The organism is Anaerocolumna sedimenticola (genome assembly GCF_009931695.1).
GTDB lineage: Bacteria > Bacillota > Clostridia > Lachnospirales > Lachnospiraceae > Anaerocolumna > Anaerocolumna sedimenticola.
Window position 1 is genome coordinate 5,116,908 of the sequence record NZ_CP048000.1, and the last position, 22,748, is coordinate 5,139,655.

A 22,748-nucleotide genomic window follows, 5' to 3' on the forward strand; every position below is an offset into this window, starting at 1 on the left:
GTATGGGATAAATGCTACGGTATTGGCTCTCACTTATTTATTTATAATACGAAAAGCTCTTTTATTATTTTTATAAAGTGATTTAAAAACTATAAAATTCCTGTCATGTATTTCTTTATTGGCTGTATTTGGTACATATACTTCTTTAACCTTAATAAGTTTATCCGCATCTTCCATTCTTTCCAGTATACCCAGTCCAACAGCCACGATTACCGCTGCACCTAATGCACCGGCATTCTGAGGACTATCAACGGTCTCTATCTCACATCCCAGAATATCTGACATTGTCTGACAGGTTAGCGGAGACAATGCACCGCCTCCGACAAATCGTATTGCCTTTGATGTCTTTATTTTTTTTCTCTGAGCCTCAAGCTGCCATCTTAAATGATAGCAGATTCCTTCCATGACAGCATGAATTAAATCTCTTTTTCCCGTTTCCAGGCTAATGTTAAAAAACATTCCCCTGGCAAGGGAATCTTCGAAAGGGCAGCGGTTTCCATGCAGCCATGGGGTAAAAATAACTCCGTGACTTCCCGCAGGAATGTTTTTGATTTCTTCCAGCATAAAATCATATAAATTCACATAAAGGGATTCCAACGAGTCAGATACGCATATTTTTTGCAGATAAATATTAATCTCATCTAATGCAAGATGATTTTTAACCCATTCAAGACATTTACCTGCTGTTTCCAATTCTGCAAAATAATTATAGGAATTGTCATCAGCCCCGATAATGGAAGCTATCATGGAGGTAATATCCAGTACCCTCTTATTTACAACTGTTGAAACCCAGCCGGAAGTACCAGAATAAATATGGGTGCTTCCCATACTGACAGCACCAGCCCCCACACCTATGAGGGAAGCATCCCCGCCGCCTCCGAACACCGGTGTTCCAGCCTTTAAATGAAGCTGCACCGCGGCTTTCTCAGTCAGCAAACCCACCTTGTCGGAGCAGCCTGCTATTTGGGGCAGATGTTCCATATTAACACCCAGCAGCTTACACATTTTACTGCTGAAGCAATTTTTTCCCTTCCTGATATCAAAAAGCATGGTTCCGAAAGCACTGTCCTTTGTCATAATAAAATTGCCGGTGCATTTAAATATTAAATATTCTTTTACATCCAGCCATTTATGTACCCTTTTAAAATTTTCCGGTTCGTTCCTCTTAACCCAGTTATATTTCCAGACAGGATCTTTAACACTTGCCGCCACTGCACCGGTAATTTTAATGGACTTAAGAAGTTTTAAGAAATTAACCCCGGATATTTTAAGTCCGTTTCCCATACCTTCTTTTAACTCCCGTCTTGCCCTTTGATCCATATAACTCATTAATCTGCGGACCGGTTCACCATTCTTATCTACAAGTACAAGGCCCTGCATCTGTGAACAAAATGATATTCCTTGTATACTGCCGGGAGAAATTTTACTATTGTCAATCACCTTAATCGTAGTACTGCACATGGCATTCCATATTTCCTTAAGATCCTGTTCCGCACCGCCATTTTCTTCTATGTATAGCTGATAACCCTCTACCGCTGCCGTAATCAGCTTAATTGTGTCAGAAATCTCAAAAATACAGGTTTTTATTCCTGTCGTACCAACATCATAAGTAATGACATTTACACTCACAAATTGTCCCACCTGACTTTCCTATTATCTCGTCCAGCTTCGTTTTACAAAACCTTTATTTATCCATATTATTATTTATCTGCCTGGAATATTTTTTTAAATATACCATACGCATAAGATTCCTATCCAGCCAACTGATTGGTTTTATTGTTCCAAACAGCGTTCCGCTAATGAGAGCTTTACAATTTTTCTCCATTATCATTGAAACGGCTGATGCATCTTTCTCATTGGCTCCGCAGCAGAAAGCACCGTTGTTATTGAATAAGACGGCAGATGCCCTTTTTAAATCGGCTGCTATTTTTGACGGTTTTACTGCGGTACCTACTTTTGTACCTGCAATTTGTGCAAAATCGTCTACGAAAGGATATAATTTTATGCCTGCAAGGGAGACCGTTAAAATATTCGGGGTAACTGCATGTATGATATAGCTAATATTTTTATTTTTCTTATAAATCTCATTATGTATTTTTGCTTCCCCGTTAAAAGCATCCTCAGGCATACCAAATCTGATTTCTGTTACCTTTCCGCTTTTTTCATATAACAGAAACCCATTTTCCGTCCGCTCACTGTTACAAAAAGACTGTAATAATTCTTCACCCTGAGGCAGCCGGCTGCGGCCCATATGTGAAAGTGCAAACTGTCTCAGCGCATCGGGATTATAATTATTTCTCTGTTCTATTTTCAGATATCGGTTAATGATAAAACCTTCACATGCATCCTCAAGTTCTAGCGCAGCCTTAAAAGCTTCTTCTTCATCTTTTCCGAAGCAAACCGCTCCATGATGTTTCATGATGACTGCGTTACCTTTCGACCGCTTTAATGCCTCCGCTACTCCTTTTCTCAGCTTTTTCGTTCCCGGGAGGCCATAGGACGCACATATTATCTCATTTCCAAGTAAGGGATCTTCCGAAGCAATCTTAATGGAATCGAAACCTAAAGTACTTATAACAGACGCATTTTCCTGGTGAGTATGTATCACAAAATGAATGTCAGGGTTATGTTGATAGACCGCTGAATGAACCCCCTTTTCTGAGGAGGGTTTTATAGTTCCCGTATAACTGCAATCCTCTATTGAAACAGTAACGATATCCTCCGGTCCGATTGACATATAATCCCTGCCGCTGGGAGTGATTGCAAAATGGTTTTCATCGATTCTGCAGCTGACATTCCCCCAGGTTCGTGTTATAAGTCCTGATTCAACAAGTCTTCTCCCTGCTTTTACAACATTTTCTTTTGTCTCTTTTTCAGTCATAACAATCTCCTTACTATTCTATCATATTTCTTTTACTGCTATATTTTTTAATACATTTTCAAATCTGGCAAGTACGTCATCTATCATTTCATCCGTATACGCGGCACTGGTATAAAGTCTGCTGCCGGCCAGTGTAACAATTCCCTCGGCCATATATGCCGCACCCACATGTTCCATCTCTTTCTTTCTCTCGGAAGTTGCACTTAATACCTGAGGTATTGACCAGGGTTTTAACCAGTTAATGGAATAATGCATGGTTCCCACCGTTTCCAGGTGGCAGATGGAGCCCTGGTTAAATGCTACAAACGGAAGATTATATTTCTTTATAAGATTCTTAAGACCGAAAGTAAGTCTGTCACCTATCAGTCCGGCTTTCTCCGCCGCATTGGTTCTTTCTATTTCGCAAAGTGTATAATAACCCGCTGCACAGCTAAGCGGATTCGCTGCCATGGTACCGCCAATGAGAGCTTTCTTTACTTTAGGACCGCCGGCAATACCCGCGGAGAGATATTTCATGTATTCTTTTTTGCCGCCCAGACCGCCGGCTCCGGGATAACCGCCGGCAACTACCTTACCGAATATGGTTAAGTCAGGGCTGACACCAAAGTAACCCTGAGCTCCGGACATACCGACACGAAATCCGGTTACAACCTCGTCAAAGATGAAAAGTGCTCCGTATTTACGGCAGAGGGTTTCCACACCTTTATTAAAATCCTTATCGACCGGTGTTGTTCCGCTTTCAGGACCCACAGGTTCAATCATAACAGCAGCAGTACCACCCCGTAAAGAGTTAAATTGTAATTTTCTTTCCAGATCATTTAAATCATTGGGGAAGAATTCCTGCGTATGTTTAAAGATATAGTGCGGCACTCCGTGCGCCTGTGTCCACTTGGAACCGGGAATACGGATTCCGTAAGCCAGCTGGTCACTCCACCCGTGGTACGCTCCGCCCATCTTAATAATATTCTTCTTTTTCGTGGCTAGACGAGCTACCCGGATAGCTGCCATACAAGCCTCCGTACCTGATCCAAGCATCCGAAACATCTCAACAGTTTTAAAATTATCTGATATTTTCTTTGCAAGTTTATATTCATATTCGTGGAAAAGTCCTGTGCATGGACCACAATCATTTAGCAATTCAATTACTTTACTGCGGACTTCTTTTGGGTTGCTTCCTAAAACCGTAGGACCGCCTGCCTGTAAGAAATCATAATACCGATTACCGTCAAGATCGTACAGGTAAGCCCCTTCGGCTTTTGTAAATACCAATGGAAATGGATAATTAAAAGCCAGATTGTGCTGGACTCCTCCGGGGATAATATTTTTGGCTTCTTGTATCATTGCTTTTGATTTAGAACACTTTTTATCATAGTATTCATTCTCGTAAGCCTTTAAAGCGTCAGGCTTGACAGTATAAATCGGTTTGGTAATTAAATTATCCAGCTGCTGATTAATTTCAGCTGCATCCGGATAATTAGAAATCGCAAATCTGTTGTCCATGTTAACCTCCTATTTTAAATTTTTTTTAATTTAACAATGGAGCGAGCGTTCGCTCGTTAAATATAATATTACAACACTTATAATAACGAAATAACGTATTTCTTCTATTTACTGGTAATAATATATTCTGCTGCTGGTCAAATTATAATACCTATTTAAAATATAGAATTTATAAAATGTTTTTTTTAATCAGCATAAAACAACCTGAGGAATCAAAACCGACTCCTCAGGCTGTAATAAAATTTATTCCAATTCCATATAAATTTCAGCATAACGATCCAAAGCAAGAAAACAGAAACGTTAATCACTGAAAATCCTTTTACCATAATTTGTATCACCAATTCTTAAGTATATATGATTACCTGCATAATTACTCAGGGTTATCCCATCCGTACTAAATGCCTTATTATCACTTACCAATGAGATTGATTTTAGGTACTTATTATTAACTGCTGCATTGATAAATGTATCCTGTATTTCTCTTACACTGCCTGGTATTGTCAGGACCTCATTTCTGCAATCCCTGGGATATAGGTACATAACTGAGAACTCCTTATTGTAAAGAATCCCGTCTTTCGAGCTAAAGAATGGATTATCATTACTGACTTCAATTTTTTGAAGATTTTTAAAATCCCAGATTGTATAGTTATCATAGACAGTAAATAAGGTTTTTACCTTCTTACCAATTACTAATGTCTCCAGATAAGGGTTGGAAAACGCATTGACGGTATATTGATAATCATCAAGCATTGTATCCTTGCTATAACAAAATCCTGAAACCTCCATTACCGTATCAGGGACAATAAAGGTTTTATCCGTTTTTTGGAAAGGATACGCAACTAATACAGTCATCTCTTTGTTATAAAGAACCCCCTCCAAACTCTTATAATAAGCATTACTGTCATCTACATTAATTTCTTTTAAAGAATTACTTTTAACAAATCCGTAATCACGGTATTCCAGTGCACCTGACAAGGTTATACTTTCCAGATACGGATTATCTGTGATAGATTCGGGATTCAGTATATACTTTACCGTATCCGGCATGACATATGTTTTATCAGTTTTATTTACAGGGTAATAAATTAATACGGTTACATCCTTGTTATACAGAACACCGTTAATACTTGTAAATGCATTATTGTTTTTATCTGCTTCTATGGACACTGCAGATTTTAAGTACATAAAATCACTATAGTTAATATCAACCGCACTTTCAGGTATTGATACGCTTTTTAAATCAGTCTTCCGGAAAGTCAGGGATGAGTTAACACTCTTTACGGTATCCGGAATTTTAAGTTCCTTAATATCTCTTGGAATATCATAAAGTATTGTTTTATCCTTACTTAGTAACAAACCGTTTTCCAGGGTATAATATTTACTGTCCTTTACAACACTAACCCTCTCCAGGGTTGGTATATCATAAACATTATCTATCCAGGTGATAATTTGTGCATTTTCAGGAATGATCATTTCTTTTATCCCGCTGTTCCTAAGATAAAAAATATTAATATTCTTTAAGGTATCGGGAAATTCTGCTTTTTCTTGCTTTTTGAATAAATAAAGTTCTGTTTTATTCTTATTATAAAGAGATCCTTGATAAAGAATAAAATTCTTATTGCCGGATTCAATTGAGATTTTATTAAAACATTTACCGCTGTCTGTGTAAGTCTCCAATTCTTTCAACGCTTTTGGTATGATGATTTCTGTCGTGTCTTTCAAATTAAAACTACTCAAATTCAGACCGGTTAACGTACTTGGAAACTTAAGGACTGTTTTCTTATAAGCTTTTGGCACAAATATAATTTTCGTCCGGGCGGTATTATATAGAATCCCCTCATAAGAAACATATAACTTGCTGCCACTCTCCATATGAAAAGACTGCAAAGAATCCAAATACTTAAAATCCAGAATATTCATCCTGGTAACTGATTTGGGTATCGTTATACCGGTTAAATGAAAGCATGTTGTAAAAGCATTGTCTTTTATCGTTTTCAATCCTTCCGGCAGTGTAATTTTTTCTAGTTTACTTTGATAAAATGCATACTTTTCAATCGTACCCGTTCCCTTTGGTACCGAATAGGCTGTACCTTTTCCGTTCGGGTATAGAAGCAGGGAATCCCCTTTTTAAGTAAAAAGGACACCGTCTATTGCACGAAAAGACGAATTCCTGCTATTTACCGTAAATGCATTTATATCTTTTAACTGTTCTCTTATACTTCCGATTTGGTTAGCATTTACTTTCGCTCCGAGGGTTACGGATTTAAGGTTTTCTGCATTAATAAAAGCATTACCTGTGATGGTTGTTACCGTATCAGGTATGGAGTATGAGGTGTTATTTTGTGCTATCGGATATTGGATTAAAACTGTTTTATTTTTGTTAAATAAGCACCCCTTATCAGATGTATAATAAGCATTATCCTCCTCGACATGAATAGTCTTTAACTTTTTTAATCCATTATAAAAATAATAACCGCTGCTATTTATTTTCTTTACGGTATTTGATATGTTTACCATCTCAACATTAGGGAAATAACCTTTGGTAAGATAATCCCAATCAAAGAAAGTCACACCCTTTTCAATAATTACTTCTTTAACCTCAGGGTAACAGGGTCTTTCATTAGATTTGAAATCTTCCTCGGACACATTATCTTTAAATATAAAAATCTCTTCTCCTTTATAAGTGGATTGACTGTCTTTTGTAAAATTATAAACAGATTCTGCTATACAGACTTTTCCCGCCTGAGATAAAATAAATATTATAGTTAAAAGATATAAAATTCTTTTGCCGTTTTTAAACATCTTTTCCTCCCTGTTATGAATAAGTGCTCAATGATGGAACCCATTATTTTACAAGGAATATTAATACAATTTTATGTTAAAATAGTGTCAGCTAATAAAGAATTGCCAAAATCCAGACTATCAAGTTTATTGAGTTCTATTAACCGTTATCTCTTAAATATGTATTTGGAATATCACAAATTCTCTTTCGTCCTGTTGTTAAAGAAAGACTTTACATAATCCTTTATTCCCAATGGATTCTGTATTCTGATAATAGCATAAGCGATTGCCGGTGTAAAAACAGGAGGATAATAAACATAATAATTGGGTTCCCAATAGGTAGGATTATATTTTAGTTTTGTCTGATACAGTGCTTTGAAGCCATAGACGCTGTTCATTTTCTTATAAATGGTATTTAAAAGCTTCGCCGTAACCTCCGGTTCTTCTTCCAGCCTTGCAAGAGGTGCCTCCGCCAGGCTTCCCCATTCAATTCCTTCTTCCTTAAAAGTCATCATTGCATCATAGAATATTTTCTCCATAACTCCTCTGGTTGTATTTGTTCGATGTCTCGTTACATCTGCCATATATCCGTTCATTCCGCCAAATGGTACAAAAACGATAAATCCCTCCACTTTGTTTTCCTGATTCACCGCATAAAAATACCTCCGTTCCATGGGATTATCAAATCCAATGCTTCCCATGGTAAATACCAGTTCTCCGCTTTTTTTCATGGTAAACCATTCCTGTGATACTTCCATAATTTCCTTTTCCAGTGCTAAATTTCTTTCTTTATGGGGATTATATTCCTTAATTATGATTCCTGCTTTTGTTGCATGATTGATATTAAGTCTGATTTTAGAGGCTTTGCCACCGGCAATGGAATACTCCGGAAGGTAAAACCTTGGCTCTTCCCCACATTTAACACATCCAAATCCCAGCTTTTTATACTGGCCCAGGAACATACTGGTAGTATTTAAAAATAACAGGTTATAAGCATTTTCCTCACAGTAATTCTTAAACTCATTCAGAAATGTCAAAAAATCTTCCGGTGCGCAAATTGGTTCACCCAGAACTACTATTGTATCCCTGACAACACCGTATGCAATCACACCCTCAACGGAATTACCAAAAAAGTGACTTTTGTCTCCCTCCAATACCAGATATGAACTGCAGTTCTGTCCGTATTTTTTAACAAGCTCACGGGCTTTATCTACTTCTTCCCGAATCTGAGCTCTTGTATTGATATATGGAGTTAATACAAATATCAGTCCTGTGAGAATACAAATCCAGCTTAACCAGAAAATAAAACCATGATAAATAGAGTTCTGTAAATAGATCGCAGGTGTTAAGTTATTTAAATTAAAGATTATATCAACAGTTTCCTTAATACAATCTAAGAATGAAACCGTTCCTTTTACTTTAAATAAAGCAAGTACCGCATTAATAAAAACGAACGATACATATATCAAAAATATTCCGATTCCCTTTTTCAGCGAATATCTGTCCATTTTCCTGCAATAATAATTTTTTGATAATAGTAAAAGAAAGTAACATAGGACCTCCATCAGAAATAACAGATTCCATATTTTTTCATGATGGATCAATAAGAATTGAAATATCCTGAGTGATAACGCTATCATAACAATAGACCATGCAGCACTCACCCTTTTATATAGCTTCCATGAAACAATCAGAATAACAAAGCTGAGAAGCCTCCTGATCGTATGGTGTATTTCAAAATAATGGATAAGACTAATATCTCTGCTGTAACGAATTATAAAAAACGGGGAAATAAGATTAACTATTGATACAACTAATAATAGAATAACAGTAATTTTATTTACTTTACTAATAAATTTCGAAAGACTATTCTTCATTTTACATGCCTCACAAGTACGCAAATTTTCTTTCCTGGATTTCTGAAACCTGTCTATTGTTTTTTTAGAACTTGATAGGTTACTTCCTTAAGAATTAATTTTTATATACAGTATACTACAAAAACAGTAATATTTAAGAAAATTTTTAACTCTAAGCTAATAATATACAAATAACGAATTGAGATACAGATATGGTATAATAAATGATTACGATTATTTTAATGAAGTAATAAATGCGGCATCAGATATGTATATATTTGTAATGGTTTTATAAATATAATTCTCATAGATGGGGAAAATTTAATTAGATAAATAATACTACGGAGACTGAATATATGCTGATAATAGGACCCCACATATCCACGGCAAAAGGATATACGAAAGCTGCAAAAGAAGTAAAGAACATGGGAGCGAATGCCTTTCAGTTTTTTAGCAGAAACCCGAGGGGTTCAAATTTTAGGGCTTATGCAGAAAAGGATATTCATGAATTTCAAAAACTTAGATATAAATACGATTTCGGACCGCTCCAGGCCCATGCACCTTATACGATGAATCTTGCAAGTTCAGATAAAAGGGTATATGAATTCGGCTGTTCCGTAATAAAAGAGGATATAAAAAGAATGGATGAACTTGGCATCGATTATATTGTGTTTCACCCGGGAAGTCACGTCGGCAGCGGCCTTGATAATGGAATAGAACAAATAGGGAAAGCTTTAAATGACGCTATCATTGGAAATGAAAATATAACTGTCCTGCTTGAGACCATGCCCGGTAAAGGAACAGAGGTTGGATTCCGGTTTGAGCATTTAAAAAGAATCATCGATTTAGTAGAATATAAAAACAAATTAGGTATATGTATGGATTTATGCCATGTATTTGCATCCGACTATGATATAAAAAATGGACTGGAGGGAGTTTTGGAAGAATTGGATAAACAAGTCGGTTTAAAGGAACTAAAAACTATCCATCTTAATGATAGTATGATGCCGCTTAACTCCAGAAAAGACCGGCATACTCCCGTTGGCGAGGGAGAAATCGGTCTTGACTCAATTATAAATATTATGGAACATCCATCTATAAGGAATCTGCCCTTTTACCTGGAAACCCCTTTGGATAATGAGGGTCATAAAAGAGAGATAAGCATGATTAAAGAAATGGTGCAGCGAGGAGGCGTAAGCTAAATTACAAATATTTAGATACGCCCTCAAAACTGGAAAGAGCTGCTGCAAACTTGTTGGATTAGGGTAATTGATATTTTTCCTTAAACTGAATATATTGATAATTAAAATCTTCATTATCACTTTGCCTTAACTTATCTATATATCCATGTGTTTCTAATCCGTCTTCTTTTGAGTGAAGCAGCCAGATTGCTATATTGGAACAGTGATCGGCAATTCTTTCATAATTATTAATAATATCCGACAGAACAAATCCCAATTCTATTGTGCAGCTGCCATTTCTAAGACGTTTAATATGTCTGCTTTTAAGTTTTTCATTAACATTGTCAATCACTTCCTCAAGAGGTTCTACCGTTGTGGCAAGAGTAATATTCTCCGTTTCAAAAGCATGAATGGATGTAGATACTATTTCTTGAATCGCCTGGGTATAAAGTGTAATTTCCCGTAATGCATCATCGGAAAATCTTAGTTCTTTATCAAACATTTCCTTTGCGGCTTCCATAATATTAATGGCATGATCGGAGATACGTTCCAGGTCTCCAATGCAATGCAGTAAAATGGAAATTGTTCTGGAATCCTTTTCGGACAGGTTCTTACTGCTTAATTTAACAAGATAGGATCCCAGTTCATCCTCGTATTTATCTACTTTGTTCTCCATTTCCCGAATTTCTTTTTCTATATCCTTATCATAATTTTCAATTAACCCCATCGCTTTAAACAGTGAATCTTTTGTAAGTTCCGCCATATTAATTGTGACATTTTTACATTGCTCCGTTGCATAAGACGTCTTGTCCAGAAAACGGATATCCAAAAGTTGAAAATCACTTTTCTGCTTAACGTCGATTTCCTGCTTTTCATCCCGGATAGAGATATATGCTAACTTTACCAACCCTTTTGAAAAAGGTAATAATACAGCGGTTGCTACTATGTTAAAAAAGCTGTGAATTACTGCAATACCTGCCGGATTAGCGGTCTCGCTTAAAAATGAAAATTTAAAAAATAAATTTAAAGTATAGAACACTATCATAAATAACGTTGTTCCGATTAAGTTAAAGTATAAATGAATCAGCGCTGCCCGTTTCGCATTTTTATTTGCACCGATAGCTGAAAGTATGGCTGTAATACAGGTTCCGATATTCTGCCCCATAATTATTGGCAATGAGATTCCAAAACTTACGGATCCTGTCATACATAAAGCCTGTAAAATACCAACGGACGCGGATGAACTTTGAATAACAGCAGTAAGTACGGCACCTGCCAGCATACCTAATAACGGCTGCGAAAACATAGTTAAAGTATTCGTAAATGCCGGTACATCTGCCAGTGGTTTTACTGCATCACTCATAGTTTCCATACCAAACATTAAAATGGCAAAACCAATTAATATGGATCCTATATCTTTTTTCTTTTCATTTTTTATAAATAAAAGAAATACTACACCAATCAACGCTAATATTGGTGAAAATGTAGTAGGTTTCAGTAATTTAATATAGAAATTATTACTTTCAATTCCCGAAAGACTTAATATCCATGATGTTACCGTGGTACCGATATTAGCCCCCATAATTATTCCCACTGCCTGTGATAATCGCATGATACCTGAATTAACAAACCCCACAACCATAACAGTAGTTGCAGATGATGATTGTATAACTGCAGTAACAGCCGTACCTAAAAGTACAGCCTTTAATGGATTGGAAGTCAGTTTTTCTAATAACTTTTCAAGTTTTCCCCCAGATAACTTTTCTAATCCATTCCCCATAGTATTCATTCCATACAGGAATAACGCTAAACCGCCTATCATTGTTATTACATTAAAAAAATCCATATTGCGACTCCTTTAGATCAGCATAATATTATAAATTTTCACATACGGATATATTATATCATACTAATCATTGTAAAGGAAATGTAAAGCTATACATTTTTAGAGCTTTTTTGATTTTTTTAGTGTTTTCTGGAAGAAAAAGCAAACTTTTTGTGTAACCAAACGAAATGCGGCAGAAGACCCTAACGATCTTTTAACAAGGATAAATTTGAAATTAAATCTTTATTCCAAGCCGTTTCGCAAGGTTTTTGATGTATTTTGCAGCTTCCATGTAATCTACTTCTTCGGTCATGTGTTCCAGCATTAAACATACCCTGTCATCAAGTTTTGACACACATTTAAGATACGTTTCGTAATCAAGCTCACCAAGGCCCGGACGGCATTCGTCCAAATGGACTGTGAGTTTCCCGCTTAATTTTATATCTTTTGCATGGCAGCTTACAATGTTGCCGCCAAGCTTGTCAAACCATTCTTTTATCACTTCCCCATTCCGGTAATAGAGCTGCGGACTGCATAGGATATTAACCGGATCCAGGTGTGCAGCAAAACCCTTACGGTTTATACTTTGAATAAGTCTCAGATAAGAGTCCGCCGTGTCAGGATACATCCAGGGCATTGGTTCAAGGGAATAACAGGTATGTTTAGGATTTACCGCATCGATTATCTTCTGTGTGGTGAGGACGATTTCTTCAAAAGCTTTTTCAGTCAGATTATCCCTATGAGGCCCATCCCACTGTTCGCTATAAGAACCTGCTATATTCACACAGCAATTAGCCCCGACATAATCTGCAAGTTCAAGCTGTCTTACCGCCCGGTTATAATTTTCCTCTCTCTTTTCAGGATCTTTTACCATCAAATTATTCCAGACACCTATCTCACAGATGACGAGGTTATGTTCTTTCGCTGCTTTTGCATAACCGTCAATAACAGAAACCTTTGCAGTATAATCAACAGGAAAATATACAGCTGAATAACCGGCTTCTATGGCGGCTAAAGCCCACTCCTCCGGTGTCGTCCATTTTTTAAAGATTAATCCGCCGAAACGCATTACAATATTCCTCCTACCTGACAGGTTTGATATTTAAGTTTACTCCGAAATCGTCTTCCGTGTCAACGATTGTCCAGCTGCTTCCAGGATAGTACCCAACTGTTCGGTTTTTATAACCTTCCTTTTCAAGTTCTGAAATTAAATCATCCCGTTTGCTGCCAACTTCAAATCCGATGTGGTGAACCCCGTTACCATGCCTATCCAGATACTCCTGAAACGAATCCGGTCCGCCGTCAGGCTGATGAAGCTCAATCATAAAGCTGCCCATATCAATATTACAAACCAGAAGATCAGAAACTGCAGGCTCACCTCTGTAAAGATAAGGATATTCCTCATTACCCGCAAGGTGATTTCTGTGTATCTTTGGGACGGGGATTCCAAGCAGGTCTGCCCACTTCCCGGCAGCTTTCTTTATGTCTTTTACTACAATATTTATCTGAATAAAACCATCTTTATTAATTCGTGTATTCATAGAGACTCCTTTAAATTTAATATTTTTATCCTTTCACACTGCCCATTACCAGACCTGTGGTGAAATATTTCTGCAGAAATGGATATATACACAAAATCGGTATCATTGCAAGGAACAGCTGGGCCGCACTTGTTGTTCTTGCATTAACCAGTCTGACATAGTTTGCAATTTCTGAACTTGTATTTGAAGCATTTCGAAAGAATGACTCCGTATTAATGATAACTGTCTGCAGATAGCTCTGCAGCGGATATTTATCTACTGTATTCATGTAAATCATACCGTCAAACCAACTGTTCCAGTGATTGACGAAAGCAAATAATATTACCGTTGCAAGTGTCGGCTTGCACACGGGGAGGATGACCTTTAGCAGCACCTGAGCGTGACCCGCTCCGTCTATGTATGCGGCTTCTTCCAATTCTTTTGGAAGGCTGCGCATATAGTTCATAACAACCAGCATATTAAATACATTTACAGCTCCGGGAAGGATTAGTGCCAAGATAGAATTAAGCAGCCCTGTGTATTTAACAACCAGGTAGGTTGGTATAAGTCCGCCGTTAAAAAGTATCGTCACAACAAAAAACCATGAAAAAAAGTTTCTCGCCCTAAATTCTTTTACTGATTTCGAAAGCGGATATGCGGTAAGAACCACCAATACCGTATTGAGAATGACACCGGGTATAGTCCTCTCTATGCTAATGAAAAGAGATTTTATGAACTGATTATTATTAAGAATAAACTTATAGGAATTCATACTGAATCCAACCGGCCAGAATGTAACCTTATTTGCAATAACTGCGTCCTTTGCCGAAAATGAAATAGCCAGGAGGTTTAAAAATGGAAGTATACAAATCAGGGCCAATAAGGTTAGGATGATATAATTTATGACAAGGAACAATTTCCTTGACCACGAAGATTGCATTTTAGTCATGATTTGACCGCCTTTCCTTTTTGAAATTTACATATAAATCAGAATATCCTGTAACCTGCAAATTTATATGCCAGGCCATACGAAGCAGTAACAAATACAAGTGATACACCCGATTTGAACAAGTTTGCCGCAGTAGAAAGCGCATACTGGGCATTTTCAATACCTAACCGAAAAACAAATGTATCAAGTATATCACCCGTTTCGTAAACCGAGGCGCTGTACATGTTATAGATCTGGTCAAATCCACCATTTAAAATATTACCCATGCTAAGTACCGACATAAGTACAATTGTACTTAAGATTCCCGGCAGTGTAACATAAAACGTCTGCATTAATCTGCCTGCACCGTCTATCTGTGCTGCTTCATATAGATTCTGGTCAATCCCGGTAAGTGCCGCAAGATAAATAATCGATCCAAAACCAAATACTTTCCAGATGTCGGTTATTATCATTGTGATCGGAAACCATGCCGTACTTCCAAGGAAGAAAACAGGTTCAACTCCAAGGTGTCCTAACAATTTGTTTACAATACCGCTGCTTGGCGAAAGAATATCTGTAAAAATACTTGCCAGAATAACCCATGAAAGGAAATGTGGAAGATATACCATTGTCTGGAAGGTTCTTTTGATTTTATTTTTCGAAACTTCATTTAGCATCAGAGCAAAGAAAACAGGAACTATAATACCGCCTATCATTTTACCGAAAGCTATTACAACCGTATTTCTGATAATTGGCCATATATTCGGCATAGAGAACAGATTCTTGAAATTGTCAAATCCTATCCACTCCGATCCGAATAAACCTTTTGCCATATTAAATTTCTGGAACGCAATAACTGTACCAATCATGGAACCGTAACTGTAGATAAGCACCAGGACGAGACTTGGTATCAGCATAAGGATAAGAGGAAGCTCTCTTTTAAATTTGCCTTTAGATTTTATTTTTTTAACTTTTTCCATTAACTTCACCAGCCATTGTTTATTCTAAAATCCGATCTTACATATTAAATTGGACTGCTGCAAAATTTATATAAGCTTTCAGGGTTAAAACCGTTAAAATTTATTATTGCAACAGCCCAAAACATTTACTATTACTATTCTATCATTATATCAGCAACTTAGTTATTGGGATAAAGCTTCTCCATCTCGTCAAGAGTTTCCTGTCCGCCTGCTTCCAGCCATTCCTGTACGAAAGTATCAAAATAATTAAGATCTTTTTCGCCTGTTATAATTGCCGTGTATGCAGTACGTACAAGGTCATTGAGAACGGATGCGTTCTGAATCCAAATATCAGGTTCTTCACCTGCCATAATATTGGTTACGATCTGTCCGTTTTTCTGATAATCCAGGTCGATTTTCATGGAGCCTTCTGAGAACATCTGCCCCCAGGTACCGTATGCATTTGCATCCTTAGCAAGAGAACCATCTTCAAATCCGGTAACATATTTATAATACTGAAGGGCTGTTCCTTTAAGGTTATCGGATGATTTTGCTGCGAGAGCCTCAAGAAGCTGAGGAGCATAGTTTTCTGTAGGTACGCCGATGTAGATTGGGCAAAGTCTGTATTGTTCGTCAGCCCAGTAGGTATTAAAGTCATTCTCTGAACCGCTGATTGCTGTCTTTTCGTAGAGGTTAAGGATCTTCATGATAGCTTCCGGATTCTTACATTTTGAGCTGATTACGAAATACTCTCCAATCTGGTTACTTTGAATACCCTGTTTTACTTCGTGTCCGTCTGCTGTCGGAAGTGGATAAGGACGTGTGATAACGCCTGAATCTTCATAAATAATGTTGAAAGGATGCCATGTACCCCAATTCATATGATAGGTCATACCAATCTTACCCTGAGCCCAGTCTGTCTCAAGTTTTGATGTATCTTTAACCATGAATTCCGGATCGATAACTCCTGCTTCATACAATCCCCTTACTACTGCAAGTGCATCCTTACATTCCGGCTGGATATAGGAGAATGTCATCTTCCCCTCATCATTGCGGTAGAAGATACCATTGTCACCATAGCAAGGTACGCCATAGGCCTCCAAAAGCCCCATAATCGTACCATAATTATTTTGTACAACATCTTCAGCCAGGCAAAGGCCGTATGTATTGCCGTTAACACCGTCGCCGTCAGGATCACCGGTTGCAAATGTTTTAGCCAGTTCGACCATCTCATCCACCGTAGTCGGAGCCGACTTACCAGTGTTTTTTAACCAGTCATCACGAATCCAAAGGTTCGTAGCCTGATGGAAATTGTTACTCATATACGGAAAAGCATAGAGCTTACCGTCAACCGTGACTCCTTTAAAAGCATCCGCATAATCGGTTTGGTATTGCTTTACAGTGTCTGATGCATATTTGTTGAAAACATCCGTGATATCCATAACATACCCTGCCTGAATAGCCTGCTTTAACCAATTTCTGTCATCAAATTTGAGTACATCCGGCAGATCACCGGAAGCAAGTAAAACATTCATCTTGTTTCTGTATGCATCTGTAGTGATATCAGCAGAGAAAGCAACCTCTACGTCGATGTTAAACGTATCTTTGATAAGTCTGGTCCATTCGTTGCTTTCGTAACTGTCTCCGTCGTGGAACTCCTGAACTGCCGATGCCTGTACAGCCGAGGTGATGGTAATGGGCTTTTCGTAGGCTCCCCACTGCGGGTCGTCTTCAGCTGTGCTGGTAGTCTGAGCTACACTTGTTGCCGACGTTTCAGAAGCTGTGCTGCTTGTGTTGTCCGAACTGTTTTTGCATGCTACCAGACTTGAAAGCAATGTAATTGCTAAAATCACAGTAAAGACTCTTTTTAATGTTTTTTTCATTGTCTTTTCCATACATTATCCTCCATACCTATTGATTTATAGCGGTTATTCCGCTGAATTAACGGCTTGGGAGCCGCTATTTCCATTACCTTACCTTTTTTCTCCCCGCTGACTATTCAGCTCTTTCGTATCCTGTAACTTACAAAGGCAAATTTCTTACTGTCAGGTGACCAGGAATTTACATTTATAGTTCCCTGCCCGCCGAAAAGTTTCACCACAGTCTCAGCTTCTCCGCCCTCAGCAGGCATCAGGCGAAGCTCAACATTTTTGTGTGGAAGATGTTCGTTAGGTTTCAGGTCACCTTTTTTATAAGCAATCAAAACAATCTTTTTTCCATCCGGCGAAATATGGGGAAACCAGGTATTCCACTCCTCATCGAAAGTCATCTGTGTCTGCTCAGAACCATCTTTCTTCATACGCCAGGCCTGCATAAGTCCCGTACGAACCGAGTTAAACCAGATATAATTTCCGGTCGGATCGTATTCCGGTCCGTCATCCAACCCCAGGGCATCGGTAAGTCGTATTTCCTCTCCCCCCTCTGCGGGAATCGCATAAATATCATACTCACCGTTTCTTTCCCCACAGTAAGTAAGCATCTTTCCGTCTGGCGACCAGCCATGCAAATAACTTGGAGCAAGGGGAGTTATGAGCCTGGGCACACCCCCTGTAAGAGGAAGTGTGTAAATTCTTGATTTACCGTCTTCTTTCGTTCCATGGCTGACAGCTATATCGTTTCCGTCTGGAGAAAGTACATGATCATTGTTACAGTTTGTTACAAAGCTGCTGAAAACTTCCTCAATTTCTTTCGTAGCGAGATCAAATTTATAAATCTTACCGCCACTGTTATAGGTAAGGTATTTACCGTCTTTTGACCAGTTTGGTGCTTCTATGAGATAATCAAATTCATATATTACCTCTCTGGTTTTCTTTTCAATATCATAGATTTCAAGGATCGATTCGTCGTTATCACGGTACCATGGATTAGATTTATCAATAATTTGCATTACCAAATACTCCTTTATGTATAGAATATGGAACTAAATGTCAATGTATTGGCAAAATATAACTCTTGCACTCTGTCTTAACAATATCATAGTAAACACGTGTTTTCAAGTATATTTTATATTTTTGTTAATATTTATGCTATTTCTTCATTTCTTTTATGCATATCTAACATATAAATTGATTTTTCGAATATTTTATTTAGTTTAAACGGAATATTTTATCATGATATACCTCTATTTAACGCTGTTAACACGTGTTATATTGTAAGCATTTTTGACAAATTATATTAATTTTCTATTTGTTTTCATTAAAATGACAAAAGTAATTTTGATAAGTTATATTCAAATACCATATACCATAAATACATGGTTTCTTAAAGCACTTTATACTTTTCTTAAATTATTTTGAATATATGTAAATACTATTTTCTTAAAAGTATGTATTCCTATTCATATAAAACAGTATTAACTTTTATAACACGTGTTTTTTATATTTTGGCATTTTATACAGGTTATATTTAATATATATGTAAATATTGAACAATTATTTACGATTTTCAAAATATTATTTTTTTATTATTGACATAATTATTTTATAATGATACTATTTCTCTAAAGTAACACGTGTTTATATCCATCATTTATATTTCATAATTTTACTCCTATATTTTGCATTAAGGACTGCATTCTCATTGATTTTATTTGTTTTTTAAGATTTATATTTACATTTTCCTCTCAATTGTAATAGAATCAGTTTAGTCCCATGCGAGTAATTTATTTTGTAAAAAATTACATTTGAAAGGATGCAAAGATGAAGAAAATTACCAGTAATGATATCGCTAAGATGGCCGGCGTTTCACGAAGCACAGTCAGCCGTGTTATTAATGGTTACTCCAATATCCCACCCGAGACCAGAGATAAAGTTATGAAAGTAATACAGGAAAATCACTATTATCCCCAGCTTTCCGGTCAGCTTCTAACAGGAAAGCAGATGAATACCATCGGTTTCTTCTGGGCATCGGGCGGAAATATCGCAAACAGCCCTCTCACAAGCAGTTTCTTCGTCAATACGATAGAAGCTGCCGCTTCACGCAGTTATCTGGTACTGACCTGCATTTTAGGTGACCTGGACAGTGATGACAATATTAATTATGTTAAGAAAATATTTATGGAGGGCCGTATTGATGCCGGCATAATTGTAGGTGCCGACAACAATGAGCCGTTTATTGACGAGCTTCTTGGGCTCGGTAAGATTGTTGGACTATTCGATTATTACCACGAAAATGAAACTACCAGGAACCGTATAACCGTAAATTTTGACCGTACCTCCGGGGAACAAGCCATAGATTACCTTTACGGCCTTGGTCACAGAAAAATTGGGATTATTGATGGAAATATGAGCAGGTTCAGCTCCATGCAGCGGCATGAGGGTTATTTACGGGGAATGCTCAAACACCACCTCCCTATACAGAACAAGTGGCTCTGTTACGGCGGAATTACAGAAGAAAGCGGTTACGAAGCCGCAAAATCACTTTTATACAATTGTAACGGTGATTATCCTACAGCAATATGCGCCAGTAATGACTCGGTTGCATTTGGTGTTTATCGGGCATGCAGTGAATATGGATTAAAAATTCCCGAGGATATTTCCGTTATTGGCAATGACGGTGACATAACCGGTGAGCATAGTACTCCTCCGCTTACGACAATATCTTTTAACTTCAAAGATATGTTCTATTCTCTTGTTTCGCGGGTAATAGACGTGATAGAGGATAAAGAAGATGTGGAAACAGATATATTTATTCCCGGAACATTCACGGAGCGCAGTTCGTGCAAACGTATCGATTAACATTTATTTCTGCTGACTCCCAATGCTCATCTTGTCTTTTTAGTTAATTAAAACAGGTATCATAACTTGTTTTAAAATAATATAAGAAAAGAGGTTTTTATATGCCAGGATTTCTTGATAACAATCAAATTGCACAAGTCGGTTTTATCGTACGTGATATTGAAAAGTCAAAGAAAGTTTTTGCAGACTTCTTCGGAGTACCAGTCCCGCCAACCTGCGACGGAGGTACATACGACATAACCGGTACAACCGTAGATGGCAAACCCGCTCCCGACGCTAACTGTTTTATGGCATTCTTTGATGTCGGTCCCAACACACAGATAGAGCTGATACAGCCTAATGGTGTAAAGAGCACATGGCAGGATTTTCTTGATGAACATGGGGAGGGAATCCATCACATTGCTTTCCAGGTTAAAAATACGGATGCTAAAATCAGTAATTTTGAAAACTCCGGTATGAAATGTGTACAGCGCGGTAAATACGGTGACGGTAATGGCGAATACGCCTACATGGACGCAAACAAAGACATGAAATGTATTATTGAGCTGCTTGAAAGCTATTGATTGGAGGCTTATATGAATACCGTTATAATTGGTGCTGCTAAAGGGCTCGGCCTATGTCTTACGGAGCAGCTGCTTAATAAAGGGTTTCACGTTGCTGCCGGTACAATAAGCCAAACGTCAGGCCTCCTTGCTCTCAAGGAAAAGTATGGTGATTCTCTGCTTATTTTTGAGGCTGATGTAACAAATGAAAAACAGATTGAAGAAGGTGCCAAAAAGTGCAGTGAATTTCTTGGAAAGATTGATGCAGCCTGTATTGTTGCAGGTGTTCTGCTAGAGGGCGACCGGACAAATCTGCTGCATGAATGTGACATAACGGAGCTTAAAAAGACATTAGAAATCAATGTTGCCGGCCCAGTTACCGCCGTAAAATACCTCTTTCCTTACCTGAAAGACGGGGCAAATGTGTTCCTGGTAACATCGGAAGGGATTGGAATATCAAATTGCGGTACCTGGGTACCCTGTTATGCTCTTTCTAAAACCGCGGCAACAAAAGCATGCGGCATACTGAATCAATCCGTTCAGAATGTCAATTTCTATGCAGTACATCCCGGCAGGATGAATACGGATATGGGCAGAACAACAGCCCAAATCGAACCGGAGGAATCTGCCGCGGGATTCTGCCGTCTTCTAAGCGGTGAAACACCTGTTTCCCGCGACTGCTGGTATATTGATTACAAAGGAAACAAAATGAATTATTAAACGAAACAAACATTATTATAATTCATCAAAACGCTTTGCATTATTTCCCTGCTCACAAAATTGTTTGATAATCTCATATTCCTTCCTGGAAAAGGGCTGCTGCAAAAATCTTAAGTGTATTTAACTTGCAAGACAATACTCTAAGAATTTTGCAGCAGCCCTTTCTATGATATAAGTGACTACTTATCATACATTAACTGTTTTACCAAAAATAATCCGGCAGATGAAATATGATATCAACACTTTCTTATTTAGTAAGGAAATACCTCTATCGATAGCCATTCGGATTGCTTTTCTGCCAACGCCAGGCATCCTCACACATCTCTTCCATACCTCTTTGTGCGCTCCAACCCAGTTCTTTTTCCGCTAAAGAGGCATCTGCATAACAGACAGCGATATCCCCTGGTCTGCGGGGTTTAATAACATAGGGTATTTCTTTCTCACATACCTTAGAAAAAGCTTTTACCATATCTAATACACTGTAACCCATACCTGTGCCCAGGTTATAGATAAAAATGCCGGATTCATTATTTATTTTTTCTATGGCTTTTACGTGGCCAATTGCCAAGTCAACAACATGGATATAATCTCTGATTCCGCTTCCGTCCGGAGTATCATAATCATTTCCAAATACCCCGAGTTCTTTTAATTTTCCCGACGCAACCTGTGTAATATAAGGAACCAAATTATTAGGAATTCCATTGGGATCTTCTCCGATTAATCCGCTTTTATGAGCTCCTATCGGATTAAAATACCGCAGCATTATAATACTCCAGCTTTGATCCGCATTATAAATATCCCCGAATATTTCCTCCAGCATGAGCTTAGTTCTTCCATATGGATTGGTGGCAGACAGAGGAAAGTCCTCTTTAATTGGTACTGTGGCGGGGTTTCCATAAACTGTGGCAGAAGAGCTGAATACAATTTTCTTAACTCCAAATTCCCTCATTACATCACATAAAATCAAGGTTCCCGTTATATTGTTATGGTAATATTCTAAAGGTTTCGCTACCGATTCTCCCACTGCTTTTAAACCGGCAAAATGTATGACGGAATCAATTCTTTCCTTTTGAAATATTTCCTTAAGCCCAGACCGATCCAATAAATCAACCTTATAAAACTTAATCTTTTTACCGGTAATTTGCTCAACCCGCTTTAAGGATTCTTCGCTGGAATTACTTAAATTGTCCGCGACAACAACTTCATATCCTGAATTTAATAATTCAACACAGGTATGACTTCCGATATACCCGGCACCGCCGGTAACTAAAATTGCCATATTTACCTCCATTTCTGCGCATGTTTTTGCACATCTGAAG

At 37.7% G+C, this 22,748-nt stretch carries 18 protein-coding genes; 4 read left to right on the plus strand and 14 right to left on the minus strand.

Going from position 1 to position 22,748, the window contains the following annotated elements; all coding sequences use genetic code 11:
* Window positions 1-33: 33 nt before the first annotated feature.
* The 6 genes from Ana3638_RS22825 to Ana3638_RS22850 form a co-directional block, all read right to left on the minus strand.
* On the minus strand, window positions 34-1,629 hold the full coding sequence (locus Ana3638_RS22825; protein ID WP_161840085.1) for a xylulokinase: 1,596 nt from the start codon (window positions 1,627-1,629) through the stop codon (window positions 34-36).
* Between the two features lie 55 nt (window positions 1,630-1,684).
* Window positions 1,685-2,881 carry a class II aldolase/adducin family protein gene (locus tag Ana3638_RS22830; RefSeq protein WP_161840086.1) on the minus strand — a complete coding sequence of 399 codons (1,197 nt, stop codon included), beginning with the start codon at window positions 2,879-2,881 and terminating at the stop codon, window positions 1,685-1,687.
* A 21-nt stretch (window positions 2,882-2,902) separates the two neighbouring features.
* Window positions 2,903-4,381: an aspartate aminotransferase family protein gene (locus Ana3638_RS22835; RefSeq protein WP_161840087.1), complete on the minus strand. Its 1,479-nt coding sequence runs from the start codon at window positions 4,379-4,381 to the stop codon at window positions 2,903-2,905.
* A 300-nt stretch (window positions 4,382-4,681) separates the two neighbouring features.
* Window positions 4,682-6,496 (minus strand): leucine-rich repeat protein, encoded by a 1,815-nt coding sequence (locus Ana3638_RS22840; RefSeq protein WP_161840671.1) that lies wholly within the window; start codon window positions 6,494-6,496, stop codon window positions 4,682-4,684.
* A gap of 12 nt (window positions 6,497-6,508) precedes the next feature.
* On the minus strand, window positions 6,509-7,183 hold the full coding sequence (locus tag Ana3638_RS22845; RefSeq protein ID WP_161840088.1) for a hypothetical protein: 675 nt from the start codon (window positions 7,181-7,183) through the stop codon (window positions 6,509-6,511).
* A gap of 173 nt (window positions 7,184-7,356) precedes the next feature.
* On the minus strand, window positions 7,357-8,670 hold the full coding sequence (locus tag Ana3638_RS22850; RefSeq protein WP_161840089.1) for a DUF2156 domain-containing protein: 1,314 nt from the start codon (window positions 8,668-8,670) through the stop codon (window positions 7,357-7,359).
* A 704-nt stretch (window positions 8,671-9,374) separates the two neighbouring features.
* On the opposite strand from Ana3638_RS22850, the gene Ana3638_RS22855 reads away from it, so the two are divergent.
* The gene (locus Ana3638_RS22855; protein ID WP_161840090.1) at window positions 9,375-10,220 is read left to right on the plus strand and encodes a deoxyribonuclease IV; all 846 of its coding nucleotides are present in this window, start codon (window positions 9,375-9,377) and stop codon (window positions 10,218-10,220) included.
* Between the two features lie 58 nt (window positions 10,221-10,278).
* On the opposite strand, the gene Ana3638_RS22860 is transcribed toward Ana3638_RS22855, so the two are convergent.
* From Ana3638_RS22860 to Ana3638_RS22890, 7 genes are all read right to left on the minus strand, one after another.
* Window positions 10,279-12,045 (minus strand): Na/Pi cotransporter family protein, encoded by a 1,767-nt coding sequence (locus Ana3638_RS22860; RefSeq protein WP_161840091.1) that lies wholly within the window; start codon window positions 12,043-12,045, stop codon window positions 10,279-10,281.
* 214 nt (window positions 12,046-12,259) lie between these two features.
* Window positions 12,260-13,093 carry a sugar phosphate isomerase/epimerase family protein gene (locus tag Ana3638_RS22865; protein WP_161840092.1) on the minus strand — a complete coding sequence of 278 codons (834 nt, stop codon included), beginning with the start codon at window positions 13,091-13,093 and terminating at the stop codon, window positions 12,260-12,262.
* Between the two features lie 13 nt (window positions 13,094-13,106).
* Entirely contained in the window at window positions 13,107-13,565 is a 459-nt protein-coding gene (locus tag Ana3638_RS22870) for a VOC family protein (protein ID WP_161840093.1), read from the minus strand.
* Window positions 13,566-13,590: 25 nt separating this feature from the next.
* Window positions 13,591-14,493 carry a carbohydrate ABC transporter permease gene (locus tag Ana3638_RS22875; RefSeq protein ID WP_246240535.1) on the minus strand — a complete coding sequence of 301 codons (903 nt, stop codon included), beginning with the start codon at window positions 14,491-14,493 and terminating at the stop codon, window positions 13,591-13,593.
* A 38-nt stretch (window positions 14,494-14,531) separates the two neighbouring features.
* Window positions 14,532-15,452: an ABC transporter permease gene (locus Ana3638_RS22880; RefSeq protein WP_202621530.1), complete on the minus strand. Its 921-nt coding sequence runs from the start codon at window positions 15,450-15,452 to the stop codon at window positions 14,532-14,534.
* Between the two features lie 158 nt (window positions 15,453-15,610).
* Window positions 15,611-17,326 carry an extracellular solute-binding protein gene (locus Ana3638_RS22885; protein ID WP_161840094.1) on the minus strand — a complete coding sequence of 572 codons (1,716 nt, stop codon included), beginning with the start codon at window positions 17,324-17,326 and terminating at the stop codon, window positions 15,611-15,613.
* 104 nt (window positions 17,327-17,430) lie between these two features.
* Window positions 17,431-18,318: a TolB family protein gene (locus tag Ana3638_RS22890; protein WP_161840095.1), complete on the minus strand. Its 888-nt coding sequence runs from the start codon at window positions 18,316-18,318 to the stop codon at window positions 17,431-17,433.
* 811 nt (window positions 18,319-19,129) lie between these two features.
* Between Ana3638_RS22890 and Ana3638_RS22895 the strand changes: the two genes are divergently transcribed.
* The 3 genes from Ana3638_RS22895 (at window position 19,130) to Ana3638_RS22905 (ending at window position 21,429) form a co-directional block, all read left to right on the plus strand.
* Window positions 19,130-20,167: a LacI family DNA-binding transcriptional regulator gene (locus Ana3638_RS22895; protein ID WP_161840096.1), complete on the plus strand. Its 1,038-nt coding sequence runs from the start codon at window positions 19,130-19,132 to the stop codon at window positions 20,165-20,167.
* A 101-nt stretch (window positions 20,168-20,268) separates the two neighbouring features.
* Complete coding sequence (locus Ana3638_RS22900; protein ID WP_161840097.1) at window positions 20,269-20,730, plus strand: VOC family protein; 462 nt, start codon at window positions 20,269-20,271, stop codon at window positions 20,728-20,730.
* Between the two features lie 12 nt (window positions 20,731-20,742).
* Entirely contained in the window at window positions 20,743-21,429 is a 687-nt protein-coding gene (locus Ana3638_RS22905; RefSeq protein WP_161840098.1) for an SDR family NAD(P)-dependent oxidoreductase, read from the plus strand.
* Between the two features lie 268 nt (window positions 21,430-21,697).
* On the opposite strand, the gene galE is transcribed toward Ana3638_RS22905, so the two are convergent.
* Complete coding sequence (gene galE / locus Ana3638_RS22910) at window positions 21,698-22,708, minus strand: UDP-glucose 4-epimerase GalE (protein ID WP_161840099.1); 1,011 nt, start codon at window positions 22,706-22,708, stop codon at window positions 21,698-21,700.
* Between the last annotated feature and the right edge of the window lie 40 nt (window positions 22,709-22,748).